At 40.0% G+C, this 20,979-nt stretch carries 18 protein-coding genes; 6 read left to right on the top strand and 12 right to left on the bottom strand.

Annotation, left to right across the window (positions count from 1 at the left end; translation table 11 throughout):
• Positions 1–36: 36 nt before the first annotated feature.
• A complete protein-coding gene (locus ABZP26_RS17815) occupies positions 37–2,451 on the bottom strand; it encodes a TonB-dependent receptor (protein WP_368485838.1) in 2,415 nt (804 codons plus the stop codon).
• 380 nt (positions 2,452–2,831) lie between these two features.
• Here ABZP26_RS17815 and ABZP26_RS17810 point away from each other — a divergent pair, with 380 nt between their 5' ends.
• On the top strand, positions 2,832–3,926 hold the full coding sequence (locus tag ABZP26_RS17810) for an NADH:flavin oxidoreductase/NADH oxidase (RefSeq protein ID WP_058155862.1): 1,095 nt from the start codon (positions 2,832–2,834) through the stop codon (positions 3,924–3,926).
• Positions 3,927–4,002: 76 nt separating this feature from the next.
• Here ABZP26_RS17810 and ABZP26_RS17805 read toward each other — a convergent pair whose 3' ends face one another.
• The 3 genes from ABZP26_RS17805 to ABZP26_RS17795 all read right to left on the bottom strand — a co-directional run bounded on the left by ABZP26_RS17805 (position 4,003) and on the right by ABZP26_RS17795 (position 7,103).
• Positions 4,003–4,869: a DMT family transporter gene (locus ABZP26_RS17805; RefSeq protein ID WP_058155863.1), complete on the bottom strand. Its 867-nt coding sequence runs from the start codon at positions 4,867–4,869 to the stop codon at positions 4,003–4,005.
• 193 nt (positions 4,870–5,062) lie between these two features.
• Positions 5,063–6,064 carry a Gfo/Idh/MocA family protein gene (locus ABZP26_RS17800; protein ID WP_016899601.1) on the bottom strand — a complete coding sequence of 334 codons (1,002 nt, stop codon included), beginning with the start codon at positions 6,062–6,064 and terminating at the stop codon, positions 5,063–5,065.
• A 37-nt stretch (positions 6,065–6,101) separates the two neighbouring features.
• The gene (locus ABZP26_RS17795; protein WP_368485837.1) at positions 6,102–7,103 is read right to left on the bottom strand and encodes an AraC family transcriptional regulator ligand-binding domain-containing protein; all 1,002 of its coding nucleotides are present in this window, start codon (positions 7,101–7,103) and stop codon (positions 6,102–6,104) included.
• A gap of 89 nt (positions 7,104–7,192) precedes the next feature.
• On the opposite strand from ABZP26_RS17795, the gene ABZP26_RS17790 reads away from it, so the two are divergent.
• Positions 7,193–8,803: a GMC family oxidoreductase gene (locus ABZP26_RS17790; protein WP_368485836.1), complete on the top strand. Its 1,611-nt coding sequence runs from the start codon at positions 7,193–7,195 to the stop codon at positions 8,801–8,803.
• Here the strand turns inward: ABZP26_RS17790 and ABZP26_RS17785 are convergent.
• From ABZP26_RS17785 to ABZP26_RS17775, 3 genes are all read right to left on the bottom strand, one after another.
• The gene (locus ABZP26_RS17785) at positions 8,800–9,609 is read right to left on the bottom strand and encodes a class I SAM-dependent methyltransferase (protein WP_028834168.1); all 810 of its coding nucleotides are present in this window, start codon (positions 9,607–9,609) and stop codon (positions 8,800–8,802) included. The genes ABZP26_RS17790 and ABZP26_RS17785 overlap by 4 nt on opposite strands.
• Positions 9,610–9,615: 6 nt before the next feature.
• A complete protein-coding gene (locus ABZP26_RS17780) occupies positions 9,616–10,014 on the bottom strand; it encodes a hypothetical protein (RefSeq protein ID WP_028834167.1) in 399 nt (132 codons plus the stop codon).
• Positions 10,015–10,081: 67 nt separating this feature from the next.
• Positions 10,082–10,501: a DUF3429 domain-containing protein gene (locus ABZP26_RS17775; protein WP_368485835.1), complete on the bottom strand. Its 420-nt coding sequence runs from the start codon at positions 10,499–10,501 to the stop codon at positions 10,082–10,084.
• Positions 10,502–10,800: 299 nt separating this feature from the next.
• On the opposite strand from ABZP26_RS17775, the gene ahpC reads away from it, so the two are divergent.
• On the top strand, positions 10,801–11,370 hold the full coding sequence (gene ahpC / locus ABZP26_RS17770; RefSeq protein WP_008115650.1) for an alkyl hydroperoxide reductase subunit C: 570 nt from the start codon (positions 10,801–10,803) through the stop codon (positions 11,368–11,370).
• A gap of 164 nt (positions 11,371–11,534) precedes the next feature.
• Positions 11,535–13,112 (top strand): alkyl hydroperoxide reductase subunit F, encoded by a 1,578-nt coding sequence (ahpF, locus tag ABZP26_RS17765; protein ID WP_028834166.1) that lies wholly within the window; start codon positions 11,535–11,537, stop codon positions 13,110–13,112.
• Positions 13,113–13,207: 95 nt separating this feature from the next.
• On the opposite strand, the gene ABZP26_RS17760 is transcribed toward ahpF, so the two are convergent.
• The 4 genes from ABZP26_RS17760 to ABZP26_RS17745 form a co-directional block, all read right to left on the bottom strand.
• Entirely contained in the window at positions 13,208–13,399 is a 192-nt protein-coding gene (locus ABZP26_RS17760) for a DUF3185 family protein (protein WP_013463077.1), read from the bottom strand.
• A 48-nt stretch (positions 13,400–13,447) separates the two neighbouring features.
• Positions 13,448–15,472: an ATP-binding protein gene (locus ABZP26_RS17755; protein WP_368485834.1), complete on the bottom strand. Its 2,025-nt coding sequence runs from the start codon at positions 15,470–15,472 to the stop codon at positions 13,448–13,450.
• A gap of 206 nt (positions 15,473–15,678) precedes the next feature.
• A complete protein-coding gene (locus tag ABZP26_RS17750) occupies positions 15,679–16,536 on the bottom strand; it encodes a patatin family protein (RefSeq protein WP_090493305.1) in 858 nt (285 codons plus the stop codon).
• A 59-nt stretch (positions 16,537–16,595) separates the two neighbouring features.
• A complete protein-coding gene (locus ABZP26_RS17745) occupies positions 16,596–17,570 on the bottom strand; it encodes a GlxA family transcriptional regulator (protein ID WP_368485833.1) in 975 nt (324 codons plus the stop codon).
• A 151-nt stretch (positions 17,571–17,721) separates the two neighbouring features.
• Between ABZP26_RS17745 and ABZP26_RS17740 the strand changes: the two genes are divergently transcribed.
• Positions 17,722–18,309 (top strand): cysteine hydrolase family protein, encoded by a 588-nt coding sequence (locus ABZP26_RS17740; protein WP_368485832.1) that lies wholly within the window; start codon positions 17,722–17,724, stop codon positions 18,307–18,309.
• Positions 18,310–18,429: 120 nt separating this feature from the next.
• Here the strand turns inward: ABZP26_RS17740 and ABZP26_RS17735 are convergent, their stop codons facing one another.
• On the bottom strand, positions 18,430–19,854 hold the full coding sequence (locus ABZP26_RS17735) for a diguanylate cyclase (RefSeq protein ID WP_024601073.1): 1,425 nt from the start codon (positions 19,852–19,854) through the stop codon (positions 18,430–18,432).
• A gap of 223 nt (positions 19,855–20,077) precedes the next feature.
• Here ABZP26_RS17735 and ABZP26_RS17730 point away from each other — a divergent pair, with 223 nt between their 5' ends.
• Positions 20,078–20,971, top strand: coding sequence for a cation diffusion facilitator family transporter (locus tag ABZP26_RS17730; protein ID WP_013463085.1), 894 nt, complete (start codon positions 20,078–20,080; stop codon positions 20,969–20,971).
• Positions 20,972–20,979 lie beyond the last annotated feature (8 nt).

The raw sequence follows: 20,979 nt of genomic DNA, 5'->3' as shown, positions 1-20,979 counted from the left end.
CTTATCGTTTAATTATATTTCAAACTTGTCGCTTAGTTATATTTCAAACTTATAGTTAAATTTAATGCCAACAGTAAGCGGGCGATTAATATAGTAACCATAGTTACGTTGTATGTCTGCGCCATTCGCTGTTGTAATATCCGCATCTGAGCGACGAACAGAGGTAACCGCATATTTATTAAATAGGTTATCTACATATAAAGTAGTCGACCATGCATCGGCGGTTAATTTAGCTGAAAGATTACTTAAGCTATAACCTGGGAGTGCTTCACCATTATCACGTAGGCCTACTTTTGAAATTACATCACTTTGTGCAGTTAAACCGTAGTTAATATCTAAGGTTTTATCATTTAACACGTCTGTTTGATAATTAATCCCCATGGAAAACTGATGCTCTGGCGAGCCTGGTAAACGGTCGCCATCTTTTGCGCCATCAGTGCCATCGGCATTAAATAAATACGGAGCGTCTGAGGTTAGTTCTGCTTTTGTATAGGCATAAGTTGCATAGGCAGTAAACGAGTCTGATAAGATTGCACGTGTGGCAACCTCAATCCCTTTAGCATTAGCGCTACCTGCATTTGACAGGTACGGTAATTGGCCAACGGTGGTTGCCCCTGCAATTTGTGCGTTATCCCAATCAACATTGAATAGCGCGGCGTTAAAGTGTAGTTGGCTTCTCATCCAGGTACTTTTAAAGCCTAGTTCATAGTTAGTTGTGGTATCTGCTTCATACAGCATTTCATCAGGTGTACCGCAGCCTGTTTGTTGATCCTCAGGTAAGGGCACAGGACAAGGCACTAGGCCATTTGAGCCGCCAATTCTAAAGCCTTCGCTAACAGTGGCGTATCCCATTACAGTATCAGTAAACTGATACTTAGCATTAAATTTAAATAGATTACCGTTGTCACCCGCTTTGTTTTCTTCAAAATTAATTGAGATTGCATCAGGTGCAGCACCTTCATACAAGGTATTTGCTAATGGGAAGTCAAAAGCCGCTTTTGACTCAACATCGTATTCGTAAAAACGCGCGCCAATGGTAATGTCGAGTTTATCGGTTACTTGGTAACCCACTTCACCAAAAAGCGCTGATTCAGTGACTTTGCTGCCAGTAATTTCTAAATACTCTAAAGAGTCTGGTCTAAGTTGTGCGCCATCGAAATTATCAACCGCGAATTGATCAAACCCTGGTGTGTACTCTCTGCTTGATGCATCGGTGTCAGTTTTGTTGTAAAAACCACCAACAATCCAGCTTAAATCGCTATCGCTTTGTGAGACTAAACGCAGTTCTTGGGTAAACGTGTCTTTTTCGTCAATTTCACGAGTAAAGGCTGAAAACGAAGGAAACTCTTCGTAGCCATAGTCTAAGCGAATTAAAAGATCAGTTTGGTCGCGTTGCCCATCGGCGTCAAAGTGTGAAATACCGGTAGCTGATACTAGCTCAGCAAAACCTAAGTCGGCTTTAAGTTCAAGGCTTAGTAATTGGTCTTCTTTTATCCGTGGCTCTTCATAACGGTACGCTGACTCGTATTTGCCAATGCGATCATTTAAGCCATTGTTAGCATTAAGGCTGTTGTGATGAACAATGGAACGACCCTCAGTATCTTGCTTTTGATAGAAGTAGTTTAATGTACCTTCGAATGACTCATTTGCTTTGTAACGCAATGAAATACGGCCAGTTGTGGTTGTTTCACCGTTGGCGTCTTTTACATTTTTAAGATTGCTGTTGACTGCATCAAGGTTTGTCCAATCAGGGTCGGTAATCGATACACCCGGTTCACGAACGGTGTAAGCGTAGTCAATAAACCCTGGGTCTTCATAAATATTTAAGCTGGTACGAACAGCAAGTTTGTCTTCAATTAATGGTAAATTGAAGATAAAGCCCGCTTCACCCCCGACCGAATCACTTTCTTGAGTTTGAAAAACATCACCAAATACTTCACCTGAGGTGAAATCAAGCTCTGGTTCTTTAAGCATATAGCGAATAGCGCCGCCTAATGTACCAGCTCCATATAATGTGCCTTGTGGCCCAATAAGCACTTCCACACGCTCTACATCAACAAGGCGCATATCTACCGATACTGGAATTTCATTAATATAAGTGGCAACAGTGCCACCATCTGATGAAGGCCCTGATGAATTTGTATTTAATCCACGCACTATAATAGGTGAACCGGCACGGCCACCTTGATCTGTAATTGTTAAACCTGGTACCCAACGTGCTACATCGGCCAGCTCACTGATGTTTTGATCTTTCATTACATCAGCATCGAGCGCGGTAATGTTAAGAGGCGCGGCTTGAATTGAGCCACTTCGGCGCGTTGCTGTAACCTCAATAACTTCAAGCGATTTGTTCTTTTCAATAACTTGCTCTTGAGCCACTGCATTACTGCTAAATAATACACCGCTCAGTGCGCTTGATACAGCCAAGGTTAACAGGCTTGGTTTAAACATAAAAAGTGATCCTAGTTCAATAAAATGTGTTTATAAATGAGCGCTAATAGTATCAGGGTGTTTTAGTGATGGAAATAAAAACATGAATTTTAATTCACTTTTTTAGAATAAAAATGTAAAAGTGAGTTTGAGTGTTTCGCGCTGTATATTAAATAAACAAAGGCGTTGCTTTAAAATCAACCAAAATATTAATTGTGCTTAATAGAGATAAAAACTGGATAATGAATAGTTTAAAACGTCATTACTTATATTTTTATAAACACTATAAAAATGAATATTCCCCCCCATAACCTTTATAAATACATGTTTAATTATTGATAACAACAACAGCACAGTTTAGCTGTGGCTGTGGCTGTGAGTTAGTTATATGAGGATTTATAATGTCAAAGCTGTTTTCACCATTGTCACTTGGTAAATTAAGCCTAGAGAATAGAATTATTATTGCACCCATGTGCCAGTACTCGGCCAACAATGGCGCTGCAAGTGACTGGCATACCATTCATTTAGGGCAATTGAGTTTAAGTGGAGCGGGTTTACTTATTTTAGAAGCGACGGCCGTTAATCCTGAAGGGCGAATTAGTTACGCCGATTTAGGATTATGGGATGATACTACCCAAGCTGCATTAGCAAAAAGTTTAACGGCCGTAAGACAATACAGCCCAATGCCTATTGGTATTCAATTAGCCCATGCAGGTCGAAAAGCGTCAACCGATAAACCATGGGATGGCGGTGGGGTACTTATGCCCGATCACCTCAATGGTTGGCAAACGGTTGCGCCATCAGCCATTGCCTATGATGAAAACAGCCCCACTCCCAAAGCGATGAACCAAGATGATATAGATTCGCTCATAAGTGACTTTGTTAATGCGGCAAAGCGCGCTGACGAGTTAGGCCTTGATTTAATTGAAATACATGGCGCGCACGGTTATTTGCTACACCAGTTTTTATCGCCGCTGGCAAACAAACGTGATGATCAATACGGTGGTAGCCTAGAAAATAGAATGCGATTATTACTCGACGTATTTAAAGCTGTAAGAACGGCATTTCCAAGCAATAAAGCGGTGGGTGTACGTATTTCAGCAACCGATTGGGTAGATGGTGGTTGGGATTTACCGCAATCAATTGAACTGGCAAAAGCGCTTGACGCGTTAGGGTGTGAATTTATTCATGTAAGCACTGCGGGTTTAAGCCCTGAGCAAGATATACCTGTTGCTAAGAATTTTCAGGTGCCGTTTGCAACCGCCATTAAACAGGTTGTGAATATGCCAGTGATAGCGGTGGGTTTAATTACCGAGGCACAGCAAGCTGAAAGTATTATTAGTGATGAACGTGCTGATGGTGTCGCTTTAGCGCGGGGTATTTTATATAACCCACATTGGCCTTGGCATGCTGCGGCCGAGTTGGGCGCGCAAGTGCAGGCACCAAAGCAATATTTGCGCTCAAGCCCACATGGCAAGCCATCCCCTATAAAATAGTGAATGACTTAACTACAAAACCCAAGCAAATAGCGTGGGTTTTGTGTGTCTCGGTAGCTTAATATTTAATTAAATATTAAGCAGCGGGCTGCTTTTTACTGTTCGACGTTGAGCTGCCAACCGAGGCAATAATAACTAATAAAATAGCAAGCCACTGCCAAATGCTAAGTAGTTCACCTAAAATAACTAAGCCAGCGAGTGCTGCAATAGCGGGTTCAAGGCTCATCATAATGCTAAACCCTTGCGGCGACATATTCCGCAATGTGATCATTTCTAAAGTGTAAGGTAGGGCACTAGAGAGTACCGCAATGGCAATACCTAACGGAATAATATCCCAAGTAAATGCGGCACTTTGTGATATGCCACCATAAGGTACAAGCACAATAGCTGAAATGGTCATGCCCATCGCTACCGTTGCGCCACCAGAGCTTTGGCTGCCGGTTTTTTTACCGAATAAAATATAACCTGCCCAACACGCACCCGCTGCTAGAGCTAAAATCACGCCAATTGGATCTAAACTTTCTTGGCCTTTCATATCGGGTAACAGTAATAATATTCCGGTTATTGCGCAAGCAACCCAAAATAAATCACGCTTTCGTCTTGATGAAAATAACGCAACGGCAAGTGGCCCGGTAAATTCAAGCGCAACACCAATACCCAGTGGAATACGTTCAATGGCGTAATAAAATAGAATGTTCATGCCGCCTAGGCTCAAACCATAAATTAAGATGGGTAAACGCTGGCTTGCAACCGGAAAGTGTCTCCAAGGTTTAAAAATCAAACAAAGAATAGCGGCAGAAAAACCTAAACGTAAGGCCGTTGTGCCCTCAGGGCCAACAATAGGGAAAAGCTGCTTAGCCAGTGAAGCCCCAGACTGAATAGTGATCATTGCAAGCAATATGCATAAAATAGCCAGTAATAGCTCTTTGGTTGATTTTTGCATGGTCGTCCTTAAATATTGCCATTTAATTGCGGCGCATATTACCTGCTTTTACCTACGCAGGTAAATGTAAATTAACGTTTTACATGGAGTCCCCAGTGATGAGAGGCTATCACTGGGCTGAATGAAAAATAAGCGTTACTCTTTTTTAAGATTGAGGTGGCGGGTAATGAGGGCTGACTGATTGAGTAAAAATTTATAGCTCAGCTTTACTATCGGCAGGGTATATAACGCCCAATTGTGCGCGGGCGGTATCGAGTACCGTCATCACATCGCGTGAAAGCTGGTGGTTGTTAATATGTGACTCTAATGCATTTTGCTCAATCATCTCAATAAAGTGCGCCACTTCATACTTCATAAAATGCTCATCAAAATCTGCACTTATTGTTTCTTTTTGACCATTATTAGCGATGAATTCCACTTTTTTAAGTTGCGATACAGCTTCAATACGAATACGGCCTAACTCACCTTGTATTTCGGTTATGTTCTCGCCTTGCGATATTTTTGAATAACTAATTACCGCTTGTTTATCTGCATAATTTAAAAGTACATCGCCGGCACCATCAACACCGGTTTCTAGTAATACGCCACTGGCGTGCACACTGTTTGGTGCGCCCCACAGTGCTATAAGTAAATAAAGTGGGTAAATACCCAAGTCTACTAATGCGCCATTTGCAAATTCAGGCAAAAAGGTATTAGGGCGCTCGCCGTTTTTGAGCTTATCGTAACGAGACGAATATTGGCTAAATTGGCCAATAAATTTACGCGGTGTACCGATTCTTTTTAATGCGTTTTTTAAAACAGCAAAGTTAGGTAAATGCGTTGTCATCATCGCTTCCATGTACAAACGTTGATGTTTTTGAGCAGCCGTTAAAATAGCAGTAAGCTCATGACTATTTGCTGCTGAGGGTTTTTCGCCAAGTACGTGTTTGCCCGCAGCTAAACATTGCACAGCATAGTCTTTATGCAGGCTATTTGGTGCGGCAATATATACTGCCTCTACAAGCTCGTCTTGGCAAACAGCGTCAATGGAGGTAAATATTTTTGCTTGAGAATGAGTGGGGTGATTAGCTAAAAATCGCTCAGCGCTACTTTCTGCCCGAGAACACACACCGTATAAATTAAAATTACTCAGAGTACTTGCCGCATCAAGTAGGGTGTCGCTAATAAAATTGGTACCTACAATTACAAAATTCATGTTTAGCCTTTTTATGTATTTTACACAGCTTTGCAGTTTAACAATATTTTGCTCTAAATGCGCGGGCAGAGCAGTTAAACCAGCGTTTTACACTGGCACTTAATGTGGCTTGTTCTTGATAACCTAACAGCTCGGAAATATGTGAAATAGAAAATTGGTTTTGCATTAAATAGTGTTCACATAATACGCGGCGAGTGGCATCTTTTAGTTTTACAAAGCTGGTGTTATGTTTTTTAAGTTCACGATGCAAGGTGCGAGGATGCAGATTAAGTGCCGTTGCTATCGTTTGATTTGAGCATTGAAAAAGGGGCAGCATGGGTCGAATAAGTGCACTTACTTGCGAAGGTAACGACTGAGTATGCGCATTATTAGCGGCTAAAAAGTTTAATGCGGCTTGTACTTTGTGTTGATCAGAAACATTAAGTGGCAATAATAAATCGTTTTTGGCGATTAAAATACCGGCGCTATTTCTGTGTTCAATAACGTTACAGCCAAAGTGCTGATGGTAAGCGCGCAGATTTGCATCAAGCTTTTGCGGTAAAAATACCTTAATGGGTTTACATTGATTTTGGCTCACTTTTTTTAAGGTAGCGAGCGCCAGTGCAATTGTTAATTCAATAACTTGATTTATAACAGGTAAAGGCTTGAGTTTTATTTCGAATGATAAAAATATATTTTGGTCATCTTCAAGTGTATGCGTGGTTAAATTAAGTGCGGGTGTATGTAAGTGCAGGTATTTAATTACCCATGTAAGCGCTTCACCTAAATCAGTTCCACTTTTAGCGGCGATAGCGATATGCCCTAAAATATCAAAACTTTGTTTGCTAGCGAGTTTAAGACCAAAACTTGGGCAGTTTAAGCTATGAGCGCAGTATTCTAAAAGTTCGGCATAATGGCGATATGTTAAGCTTTGGGTTTCAAGGGAGTTTAACGTTACCTCAATGGCGCAATGGCGCATGATGCATGCTGTATCACCACCTAGTTCGGTAATTAATGTATCAATTCCCTGTAAAGAAGTGGCTTTAATTAGGCTGCTCATAACAATTACATTAGTGGAGAGGTGTCTAAAAATATCAAGTTTTTAGTAGATAATCCATGCAAAGTAGTTTTTTTAATGGGAGATATTTTATGCATACCACCTCATTTGATTACATTGTGATTGGCGCAGGCAGTGCCGGCTGTGTTGTTGCCTCGCGATTATCTGAAAATAAAAATGTGAGTGTGTGTTTAATTGAAGCTGGCGGCCGTGACCAAAGTGCCATGGTGCAAATGCCTGCGGGAGTTGCAGCTAGTGTACCTTATGGCATTAATAGCTGGCATTACAACACGGTGCCACAAAAAGAGCTTAATAACCGCTGTGGATTTATGCCCAGAGGTAAAGTGCTTGGTGGTTCAAGTTCAATCAATGCCATGGTGTACATTAGGGGGAATAAAAAAGACTACGACAACTGGGCCGCTATGGGAAATACCGGCTGGGATTATACCAGTTTGCTGCCTTATTTTATCAAAGCTGAAAACAACAAAACCTTTATCAACAGCCCATATCATGGTGTAAATGGCCCCTTACATGTGCAAGAGCTAAGTTTACCAAGCCCAGTTAATCAGCTGTTTTTAAAAGCATGCCAAGAGCAAGGCGTAGCCCTTAATGACGATATTAATGCGCAGCAACAGCTAGGTGCGCGGTTATCGCAGGTCACTCAACATAAAGGGGAGCGTTGCAGTGCGGCAAAAGCGTACTTAACACCTAATTTAGCTCGTAAAAACTTAACCGTGCTCACTGATGCGCAGGTAAATAAAATTAATTTTTGCGGGAGAGCTGCAACTGGTGTAACAGTTGCAGTTAATAATAAAAGCTATGTGCTAAATGCCCATAAAGAAGTTATTTTAAGTGCCGGTGCGATTAACTCCCCCCAACTTTTAATGTTATCGGGAGTGGGGCCTGCAGATCATTTAAAGCAGCATAACATTGAGCTTGTAACGCCATTAGAAGGTGTAGGCAGTAATTTGCACGATCACTTAACCGTTGTGCCATTATACAAAGCAAAATATTCGCAAGGCACATTTGGAATAAGTGCCAGCGGTGCGTTTAATATTGCAAAAGGATGCGTTGATTGGTTTGCCAAACGCGAAGGAAAGCTAACCAGTAACTTTGCCGAGTCGCATGCGTTTGTAAACTTATTTACAGATTCTATTGTGCCCGATGTGCAACTTGAATTTGTTATTGGGCTGGTGGACGATCACAGCCGTAAACTGCATTATGGCCATGGATACAGTATTCATAGCAGCATAATGCACCCTAAAAGCCGCGGCACTATTCGTTTAGCGGATGCCAACCCTTTAAGTGCGCCACTCATTGATCCTAATTATTTAAGCCACCCCGATGATTTACAGGTTATGCTACTTGGGCTTAAAAAAACATTGAGCATAATGCAAAGCAAAGCGTTTGATACTATTCGTGCAGATATGGTGTATCCGCTTGATATTAATGATGATGCGCAGCTTATTGAGTTTATTAGGCAAACAGCCGATACAGAATATCACCCCGTAGGAACCTGCAAAATGGGCCAAGACGATATGGCTGTGGTTGATAGCGAATTACGTGTTCACGGTGTGCAAAATTTACGGGTGGTAGACGCCTCTATTATGCCCAGTATTATTACCGGAAATACCAATGCTGGGGTAATAGCAATTGCAGAAAAAGCAGCTGACTTAATAAAGCAAGCTGCACTTTGTGACTAACTTGACTTATAAAACGCTGTTAACCATTGCTGCCAGTCTTGCTCTAGTTTGAGCATTTGCTGGTGCTTTTTAGCGGAAAAATGTTTGTTTTTATCTTCATCCGCTAAAAACGGCCCCACACGACAAAGCGGACAATAATCATCAGTTAGATAATTAGGGGTTGTTAACATATCACTTAGTTCGGGTAGTGTATTTTCACTAAATACATAAGTAATACCGCTGGTGTCTTTGACGTGTTTGTCACGGTCGACATTGCGAATTTTATAGCCATCAAAGCGACTGATATCGAATGGCATTTGTCCTTGGTATGCCGCGTTTAAATGGGTATTTAAACTCCCCTCAATATTCCACTCACGATACGGTTTAACATCTTTTGAGGTTATATAGCATAACCCAGGGCCTTGTGGGTTCAAGGCAAACTCATTGGCATATTTTATAAATTGATGCAGTAACGCACGGTTAAGCACGTTCATGCTGTTGTTACGTGTATTTTTCTCAAATGCGTCGCGACCAATAAACGCAGGAATAAGTGGAAATTGAAAAATCACTACATCAAAGCTGTTTAGGTGCTCGGCTAGTTGTTGCCAACATTGTGTGTTGGTGACATCAAATTCATTAAGCACATCAATTTTATGTGCTTTAAGTGAGGCAAGCGCGTTATCGGGGTATTTTTCTGTAAGAGTTGCAGCTGCATCATAGGTTGAGGCAACTAACTTTTGCGGTTTAATGTGGTTGTAAAGCGCGTTTGAAAACGATAAGTCGCCATCACCTACCGTGAGTATGTTCCAATTTGGGTTTAAATACATATTAAATTATATGTTTTTATTAGTAACAGGCGATGTGTCAGGATGCGGTGTATTAATCAGCTGTTGATGCAACCTATACATAGCTAAACGCGTTTTTAACCCTTCAATGGCAACTTGTTTAAGAATTAAGTTAAAGGTAATCAAAATAGCAAACACAATATGAATAGGGCCATGAGTAAAACCGGCTTGAGGGTCGTAAATGGCTAAGCCAAATAAAACAAACAACACCACCATAAATATTTCAATGAGCTGATTTGAATAAAAAGAAAGACGCCCCTCACTTTTATGATCTTTTTTTATGCTAATAGCGCAAAAAAACGGGATAACTTTAATTTTAAAAGCCGCGTTTTTTTCTACAAAATTCTCACCAAGGTCAGTAAGCTGTTGGCGTAATTGGTCTATCATGGTGTGTCCTCTCAATACAGTGCGCGGATGTTACCCTATTACAGACCAATGGTTAAGCCATGGCGTGTTATTTAGGGTAAATACTCATACCAATAATTAAGATATGACACACAAATACCACTGATGTGAGCACAAAACGCATTTTTTGATAATCTTTATGATAACCCTGCCACTGTATTGTGGCCTTTTCAAAAATCAGTACTAACCAAAAACTCGCGCCTAACCAAGCAAGCATCCACTCAATCGGTAAGAATGATAAAAACGGAATAGGAATGATCGGTAGCACTGCTTTAATCGCATCAGCAAAGCTCTGCTGGCCTGCATGCCATAAATTACCCGCCATAAACGCTAAAATAGCAATGCTGTAAAAACTAAAAAATTCTAAATTTACACTGTTACTGCCAACCATGAGTGGCCAGCCCACACAGCCTAAAAATGGCAATAAGCCCAAATAGCCAAGTTGAATGTGATTGACGAATTTTTCCATAAATGAAATGCCTTTGAAGGTTGTGTAATGTAAACCACGTTATTGTAGCAAGGATGTGCAGTGTAATCTTATTAAAATCTATATAGCGCAACTGACTATGAGTGGTAGTTGAGTTGTAACTGCTTTAACGCTTAAAAGTAAGCAGTAGATCACTCCTTGGATTTGTAATCTTAAAAATCGATTGTTTTAATCTAAACAATCAATTTTATTTAATTTCTCAATGGCCTTATTGTATTAATCAAGCCAACGCATACAGCGTTAACTTTTTATAAATACACTAAACATAAATGAGGAATACTATGAGCACTTCATTGATTAACACAAAATTACAACCTTTCAATGCAACAGCTTACCACAATGGTGACTTTGTAGAACTCACTGAAAAAGACGTATTAGGTAAGTGGTCTATCTTTTTCTTTTACCCTGCAGATTTCACATTTGTATGCCCAACTGAATTAGGTGACCTTGCAGATCATTACGCACAGTTACAAGAAATGGGCGTTGAAGTTTATTCAGTATCAACTGATACACACTTTACGCACAAAGCATGGCATGACACGTCAGACACAATCGGTAAAATTACTTACCCAATGATTGGTGACCCAACAGGGCGCATTACACGCAACTTTGGTGTAATGATTGAAGATGACGGTTTAGCACTTCGCGGTACATTTGTAATGAACCCTGAAGGCGAAATTAAAGTTGTTGAAACACATGATTTAGGCATTGGTCGTAGTGCTAAAGAGTTAGTTCGTAAAGTACAAGCAGCGCAATACATTGCAACACATGATGGCGAAGTTTGTCCTGCATCTTGGCAGCCAGGTGAAGACACATTAGCACCTTCACTAGACCTAGTTGGTAAGATTTAAACCTTACCACTATCTAAATTTAGAGTAGAACATGACTCTAATACCAGTGAGCCTGTATAGGTTCACTGGGCACTCTCCCACGCCATCACACGTTTCTAAAATTTCGCACATGCACTGATGGCATGGGAACCTTGCTGTTTTAATTTTCCTTAAGGGGCTAAGCCATGTTAGACAACAACATAAAGAACCAACTAAAAAGCCATTTTGAATCGCTGACTCAGCCTGTTGAGCTGCTTATCGCCTTGGACGACAGCAAAAAATCAACAGAAGTAGAAAGTCTAGCAAACGATTTAGCGTCACTAAGCGATAAGTTTAGTGTAATAAATAATCCCGATACTAGCGCCCGCAGGCCTTCTATGGTGGTGCATTCACCAGAAAAAAACACCCATATTACCTTTGCAGGTGTACCTATGGGACACGAATTTACTAGTTTAGTGTTAGCGCTATTACATACGGGTGGTCACCCTAGTAAAGCAAGTAAAGATGACATTGAACAAATACAAACACTTGAACAAACACTTAATTTTGAAGTGTATATTAGCTTGAGTTGCCAAACCTGCCCGCAAGTTGTGCAGGCACTTAATACTATGGCAGCAACAAATAGTAATATTAAAGCCACCATGATTGATGGGGCATTATTTCAAGATGAAGTTGAGCAAAGAAACATACTGGCTGTACCCGCTGTATATTTAAATGGTGAACCCTTTAGCCAAGGGGCCATGAGCCTCACTGATATTTTAAATAAAGTGGATAGCAAAGGTGCACAGCGCCAAGCAGCATCACTCAATGAAAAGTCGGTGTTTGATGTACTTGTCGTCGGTGGTGGGCCAGCTGGTGCTTCGGCAGCTATTTATTCAGCACGTAAAGGGCTCAATACTGGGGTTGTAGCAGAGCGATTTGGCGGTCAAGTTGCTGATACATTAGCGATTGAAAACTTTATTTCAATAAAAGCAACGCAAGGGCCGAAAATGGTGGCTCAGTTGGAAGAACACGTTAAAGAATACGATGTTGATGTTATGCACAACCAACGCGCGGCAAACCTGCAAAAAGGCAGTAATGGGTATGATATTACGCTAGAAAATGGCGCTGTATTAAAAGCAAAATCACTCGTGCTAGCAACCGGTGCACGCTGGCGCGAAATGAATGTACCCGGTGAGCAACAATATAAAGGCCATGGCGTTGCATACTGCCCGCACTGTGATGGGCCTCTATTTAAAGGTAAACCGGTTGCGGTTATTGGTGGTGGTAATTCAGGTATTGAGGCGGCAATTGATTTAGCCAATATAGTTGAACACGTTACTGTACTTGAATTTGCTGATACGTTACGCGCCGATGAGGTACTTATTCGTAAAGCTAATAGCTTAAAAAACATCACTATTATTAAAAACGCCCAAACCACGGAAGTACTTGGTGATGGCAAAAAAGTAACGGGGTTAAGTTATACCGACCGCCTTAGCGGCGAGAGTAAACAGTTGAACTTAGCCGGTATATTTGTACAAATTGGTTTAATACCTAATACCGAATGGTTGAAAGACAGCGACCTTGAACTGAGCCAATTTGGTGAAATACTCATTGATGCCAAAGGCGCAACATCGTTACAAGGCGTTTATGCTGCAGGTGATGCAACCACTACGCCATTTAAGCAAATTATTATTGCGATGGGGGCGGGCGCAACAGCAAGCCTAGGTGCGTTTGACTATTTAATTCGTCAAACGCCCGATGCAGAGCAAAGCGCTGCTTAATAGTGTTTTAGCTTAAAGTCTCTTGATATAACAGCTCTCACCCATAGCTGTTTGTTCACCCAAGCCGCCCTCTCCAAAGGCGGCTTTTTTGAGCGCTATTTAAGTCGGGTAATACCCACTAAAATACAGACTGCGCCACCAATAAAGCCAAGCCAGGCTTCCATAGGTGTTTCGCCGTTTAATGCGCGGGTAACCTGAGAGGCTGCTGAGTCATAAACGTCATAGCCCCATATTGCCAGTGCGATACCAATAACAATAAGTACAATACCAATAATTTTATTTGTCATAATGATCCTTTGTTTTCTAGTGCAATTTAATCTGAGCGACACTCGTTATTATAATGTGGCTACGCTCAGCCTTTTTAATGTATTTGTAATTGCTTCTTCTATTGCTGGAAGCTTAAATGGTTTGGCTATAAATATATCCATGCCCGCTTGTTTACAGCTTAGTTTATCTTGGGAAGAAGCATTAGCCGTCAGAGCGACGATATATGTGCTTTTGGGGCTACATATGTTATTAGATCTTAATTGTTTGGTAGCCTCAAAACCATCAAGTATTGGCATAATACAATCCATAAAAATAAGATCGTAATGCTTTTGTTTGCACTTTAAAATTGCGTCTTGGCCGTCTATGGCAAAGTCTGATTTTATATTAAACTTATCCAGCGCAGCTTCTAATACAAGGCGGTTTATTTCGTTATCATCAACCACCAGTACTGATAATTTGGCACCATGATTATTAATCAATTTAAGACTCGGTGTCTGTATTTGTTGTTTGCCAAGTTCAATCGGGATAGTTAAGGTAAAACACGTACCCACATTAACCTCACTCGTTACTTCAATTTTGCCATTCATAAAACCAACGAGTTCTTTAACAATTGCTAAACCTAATCCGGTGCCGCCTTTATTGTTGTTAGCATCAACCTCTTGGGTAAAAGGCTTAAATAATGAGTTTAAATACGCTTTACTCATGCCGCGACCCGTGTCGGTTATTTTAATGGTAAGTAAAGGGTGTTTTGTGTCTAATGCTAATTGCGAATAGAGAGAAACAGATCCATGCTCTGTAAATTTTAACGCGTTACTTAGTAAATTAGAGACAATTTGGCTTAATCGAGAGGTGTCGCAGTATACCCAAACATCATTAGAAATGAGATTAGTGGCTAGCAGTTCAATGTTTTTATTACTAAACAATACCGAATATAAAGAAACCAAATCGGTAAATACCGTTTTAAGTAGAGAGTGGTGGGGCTCCAGTTTTAACTCACCATGATTTATTTTTGAAAAATCGAGTACTTCATTAATAATACTTAATAAAATGTCAGCACTTCGAAGGGCGACTTTAATTTTTTCTGCCCGCTTGTCATAATCGTGTTCATCAATGAGAGTCGCTAACATTCCCGTAATTCCATTAAGCGGGGTTCTAAGCTCATGACTAATTTTGGCAAACAGCATACTACGGTCTTGGAGGAGTTGTTCTGCAAGTGCTTTTTTTTGTTTTAACTCTTCGCGTAACTTAACGGCTTCAGTTATATCTTGAAAAGTACCAAATAATCGCACACATTTGCCGTTGTTAAACTCGGCCTCTCCAAAAGTCGACACCCAAATATTTTGCTGCTTTGCGGTAACTATTTCCAGCTCTAAATGCCATTTTTCACCCTTAGATACCGCATTTTCTACCGCTTTATTAATGCTATCTCGACTTTTACCCGCTTTATAAAATTCAATGGCTGTTTCCATGTTTGGAGTATAGCCTTCTTCGGCTTGATGAATACGTCGAGTTTGCTGGCTCCAAAAAATGCTATTGTCTATTAGGTCGACTTCCCATGTGCCTATATTTGCAACGCTTTCAAGTTTCAATAAGGTGTCACTATTTTTAGTGAGATTAACTTTATCCTGATTGCGCGCAAATTCTGAGCCCAACCACTGAGCCAATAATTCAATATAATCATAAGCTTCATCGCTAAAAGGGGCGCATTCTTGAGCTGATGAAAAGTTAACAGTTCCAAATACGTCTTTACCTATTCGTATAGGCGCACCAATGTACGCTTCTAATTGGAAATTAATATAGCATGGATGATTTGCAATACTACTTTGCGACGCATTATGAAATGCGAGTGCAGAGTTGGCCGACAAGGTATGCGTGCAATAGGTGCCGTTTAATTCAAACTCTGTACCAATTGCAAGAGAATTGTCAGGGGTGATGGCATGTAAAACAATATAAGAATCATTTTTTACGCGGCTGATAATAGCTAAGTCGAGTTGAAAAACATCGAGCCCAAAAGCAAGTAAGTCTGCAATTTTTTGATCAAAGCTTAGCTGCTGATCTGAGACTATATTATGAAAGCATCGAAGAAAATTCACAAAAACCCTTAATTTATTTGGTGTGTACACAAAATTTAATGCAAAAAACACGCCTAAATTTAATCTGTTTTTTTGCAATAGGACGACGAACACATCGTTCTTTATTACATTACCCCGTTGGTTTAAAAATTAATAGCTGGAGTAAGCTGTAAATTCAAAGGTTATATCACTGTATACTTCTTATAGGTTGATTTTATAGCTTATGTTCATTTCTCACGCAACCTAGGGCTACCTAGGTAAGTTTTAGCTTCACTTATGCCCATTTGATAGCCTGAATTGAGTATAGCTAGATTTTTAGTGGTGCGGCCGACTTTAAACCCTGTTGGTGGTGCAATAATATTTATTTTGCAATCTGACGGAGCATTGTGCAAAAAATCAATACTGTCATTATAATTTTTAGAACGCTGTATGGCGGCCTCTGCAAGCGCAGGGCTCTGTTTATAGAGTTGTTTAGTTAACCACGGTACTTTGTTGTCTTTTTTACGATAGCCTAAAGGTTGGGAAAGGATAACTGTTATTTCTGATGCACCCATTTCATAGGCTTTTTTTACCGGAATAGAATCGGCAACGCCACCATCGGTCATTGCGATCCCGTTTATTGTTGGGTAATCCCGATAAGCGATTGGGATGGCGCAAGAGGCTTTTAATTGCTCAACCATTTCATTGCCCGTTGCTTGCAAATAGTGAGCTTTACCTGAATCTATTGCTGTTGCAACAATATAAAAATCGTAACGAGATTGTGAGAATTCGTCGGTATTCAAGGGGATTTCACGAACTGTTTCTTGCCACAGCCAATCTAAATCAAATAGATGGCCGCCTTTGATAAAACGTGCGAGATTAATAAATTCTGGCCTGCAGGAGTAATCGGTGATCACTTTGTAGTTGCGTGTTGGCTGCTTACATAAATAGGCTGCCACATTTGTAGCACCAGCTGATACTCCAAAATACCGATTAAAGGGTTGATATCCTTGCTCTAAAAACTCATCAAGCACACCTGCAGCAAAAATACCGCGCATTGCACCACCTTCAACGACTAACGTATGATTATTGTTCGTCATGCTCATTTCCATCCTTTGATAATACCTCATGCTAACAAGTGATTTGCGTATGTGCGAGTAACTTTTTATTGCGGCTCGCTACTTTTAAATTGCTTTCTGTAAGCGGAAGGTGAAATAGAGAAAGCGGCTAAAAACTGCTGTCGAAAGTTAACACTCGATGAAAACCCAGATTGATTAGCAATTCTATCTATATTGTGGTTACTTGTTTCTAATAGCTGCTGCGCGATGGTTAGACGTTGACTCAGCAGCCATTGTGTAAATGTAGTGCCCATTGCTTTTTTAAAAAGTCGAGAAAAATTACGGCGACTCATACTTGCTTTACTGGCGAGTTCATCGATTGTTAAAGGTTTAGTTAAATTTTTTAGTGCCCAAGTGATAGCCGGCTCTAAACGGTTACTATCGATGTGTCGAGGAATGGGTTTTTCTATATACTGTACTTGTCCTCCACTGCGGTGAGGCGCCACAACCATGCGTCTGGCCACGCTGTTGGCAATATCTGCGCCGTGATCACGACGTAATAAATGTAGGCAACAATCAATTGCGGCAGCGGCGCCTGCTGAGGTAAAAACATTTCCTTCATCAATGTACAGTACATCGTTATCAAAGTTTACTTTTGGGTATTTTTTTGCGAAGTCGTTAGCCCATACCCAGTGGGTTGATGCTGTTTTGCCATCCAATATACCTGCTTCAGCAAGCACAAAAGCGCCTAAACATAAACCTACCATTCTTGCTCCACGAGCATGTGAACGGCGAAGTGCATTAAGTAAAGCTGTTGAGGCGGGTATATCAGGATCGCACCACGCGGGTACTATGACAGTATCAGCAGTTTCAAGTATTGACAGGTCTTGTTTTATTTCTATGGGAAAGCCAGAAAGTGTTGGCACCAGACCTACAGTTTCTGTACATACTGTAACTTTATATGGACGAGCGCCCACGCGGTCTAAGTCTTCACCAAAAATACTACACGGAATAGATAGGTGAAATAAACTGATATTGTTATAAGCAACAATCGCAACGGTATGTTCACAGAGTAATGTCATTTTGGCCTAATATCATCGACTATCGTCCTTTAGGACACTATTTGCAACCGACTATAAAGTATAAGCTGTCACGGTGCAAACGCAGCAACACGGCTGTCACAGCCGTGATAGCTTATAAACTTAAATTTAACTCGGTATTAAAGGATAAATTATGACGACGACGCTTCGTGAACTTAATGGGCTTGACTCAACACCCGCTTCACTTACAAACGCCACACTTATATTTGTTGATTATCAAAATACTTATACACAAGGTATTATGGAGTTAGAAGGGTGGCAAGATGCTCTTAATAATGCGGCAATTTTACTGGCTGATGCACGTGCTGCTGGTTCTAAAATTATTCATATTATGCATGATGGTGGTGAAGGCTCGCCTTACGATATTAATGCCGAAATAGGCCAAATACACTCAAGTGTCGCGCCAATTGCGGATGAAAAAGTTATCGTTAAAACAGCTCCCGATAGTTTTGTAGGAACAGACTTAGGCGAAGAAGTAGATGTAATTGGTAATAATAAATTGATCATTGTTGGGTTTATGACCCACATGTGTGTGACATTTACAGCGCAAGGTGCATTTTTAAGAGGTAACCACGCAACGGTAGTCGCTGACGCGTGCGCTACAAGGTCATTACAAACTTCAGTGAGTGATGTGTTGGCATCTGATCTACATAAAAGTGCCTTAGCAACCATTAATGACTTATATGGCGTGGTTATCCCAAGTGCTGATGACTTAAGCTAAGAAAGTGTTTTTAATTTATAAATTTAAATGGGCAATTTATTGTTCATTTAAATAGCACAAAGTGGTTATTAATATAATGATATGACTTTCATTGTGAAAAGAGTAATTTATGATTGTTTATTATTCAAAAATACATATTTGATTTCTGCCAGCTTTCTTTGCTTTATATAAAGCGATGTCAGCGCTTTTTATTAGGGTTTCTGTGTGTGTATCTGCATTTGGATAACTACAAAAGCAACCAAAGCTAAGTGTTATGTAAGGGGCAATAGGAGAGAACTCATGCGTAATATTAAGTGCTTTTATTTTTTGCTCAATCAATAAAGCAAATTTATGGCATTGCTCTATATTCGTAGCAGGTAAAATGATTGCGAATTCTTCACCGCCATAGCGAGCTGCTATGTCACCCTCACGTTTACATAAATTTTTTAATGCACGAGCAACGTGTTTTAACGTTTCATCGCCTTTGTGGTGGCCATAATTGTCGTTATAGCGCTTAAAAAAGTCGATATCACACATAATTAAACTAATTGGTTGGTGTTGTCTTGCAGAGCGTTTAATTTCGCTCTTTAGGGAAGTATCAAAAAATCGGCGGTTGGCAATATCAGTAAGTGCATCGGTGTTTGCTAACTTATTTAATTTTGTATTAGCGTTAATTAATTGTTTTTGGGCTAACTGCAGCTTTTTTTTATAGTTTATGTTTTTGAGTGCGTTATTAATAATTTCGCCTACGAGCTTGATTCTTATTAAATCTATTTTGCTCCATTGGCGTTTTGTGTTAACACAGTCACAGCCAATAAAACCAACAAGCTCCTTGTCAAAGCGCAGGCCAACACATAAGACAGACTGAATACTCTGCGCTTCAAACTCTGCTTTTTCTGAATTCGCTTCCGGTGGTAACTGAGCAACATCATTAACTTTAAATAGGTGTGTTAAGTTCATTACATCAAAAAAGTAGGGTAGTTCGGCTTTAGGGACGTTTTGCAACCTATCTTTGTAGGCAGTTATGCCGGTGTTCACCCATTCATGCGTATTGGTTAAAGTTTCACTATCGGTATTAAATTCAAATAAGTAGCTTCTATCTGCTTTACAAACGGTGCCTATGGCTTTGAGTGCAAAGTTAATTTGTTGATCAATATTGTCATTTTGAATATCAATTAGTTTGGTGGATATTTTTGAAATAATATGGTCAAAATTATATTGCTCTGCATGACTATGGTCTTGCTCTAAAGTGATCATAGAAACAGAGTCATCAATGATTGAGTGGTTCACATTTAAAAGCTGAGGCGTGAATTCACACTCTAATAAAACAGCTGTTATAGTAGATGTGAATAATTGCTCAACGGTAACAACCGTATCATCATTAAAGTCGCGAAGCGTAATACTGTTAAAAACATCGCTGCTAAGCGCGTCGTCACTATTTATGTTAAGTAACGTTTTGGCATGTTGGTTTAAGATGTAATTATGTGTTTTATTGTCATAAACAATCACCGCCAAATTAATTAGATTAAAAACCTGCCAAATTGTATTGTTTGAGTCATGGCTCACGGGTTTCTCCGCATTAAAATATGATAACTGACCATATTTATGAATTAATTATTATTTTTGTATCTGCTTAGTTATTTTTAGTACAGTTTTTTGTGTTTTACTAAGTTTTTAGTGCGTTTATTTGGCCTACGTATTACAATTGTGACTGTATATCATTACGTATTTCCCAATTTGCTTTATTTCATAAGCTTACTTTATTTTTAGTGAAGGTCTATTATATTTCATGACAGAAATAACCACACATCATGCTTCTCGTCGCCGTTTGTTAATTGCACTTGCAATTACCTGCTCATTTATGGTGATTCAATTAGTGGGTGCGTATTACGCAAACTCACTTGCAGTACTTGCTGATGCAGGGCATTTGTTTGTTCATAATAGCTCTTTGTTCATTGCTCTCATTGCGTCTAGCTTTGCTATTCATTTAGCTAAAACCTATAACGATGGCCATCAAAAAGCAGAGCTAATAGGGGGGTTGATCAACGGCGTTTTATACCTAGCCATTAGTTCACTTATTTTATATGAGGGCACTGAGCGCTTTATGCATCATAAAGGGGGACATGAGCTGGTTATTAATAGTTACTTGATGTCGGTAATTGCTGCTATTGGTTTTTTATTTCATGGCGCAGCGGCATGGGTGCTTTATAAAGGCCGTAAGGCGAGCATTAATGTGTATGCCGTGTTTTTACACTCGTTTTTTGATTTAATATCAACGGTTTCTACTTTTGCTGCTGGTGTACTTATATACATAACAGGCTGGAATGTAATTGATATTTTATCGAGCATGTTAATTGCGTCTTTTGTCTTGTTTACCGGTATTAAGGTCATTATTAGCTGTCTCAAGGGGTTGCGTTCAAATAAAGCTAAGTTACCTAAAGTGGCCGATATTGAAACAGAAATAACCACCATGGAACATGTTGCAAATGTGCACAATGTCACTGTTGTTCGTAAAAACAAAAAGGTTATTGTTGGTGCTCATGTTGTGCTAAAACAACACTGTACTATAGAAAAACATGATGAAGAGTGCCGCTTAAAGGTAATTAAACTGCTTGCAGATAAATTTAATGTGCGCAACAGCGTATTACAAATAGAAAGCTACGAATGCAAGCACATACACTAATGCGTTAA

It is taken from the genome of Pseudoalteromonas sp. SD03, from assembly GCF_040937955.1.
In the GTDB taxonomy this organism is placed as follows: domain Bacteria; phylum Pseudomonadota; class Gammaproteobacteria; order Enterobacterales; family Alteromonadaceae; genus Pseudoalteromonas; species Pseudoalteromonas tetraodonis.
Note: the sequence above shows the minus strand (reverse complement) of the source record. Positions and strands in the feature narration are given on the sequence as shown.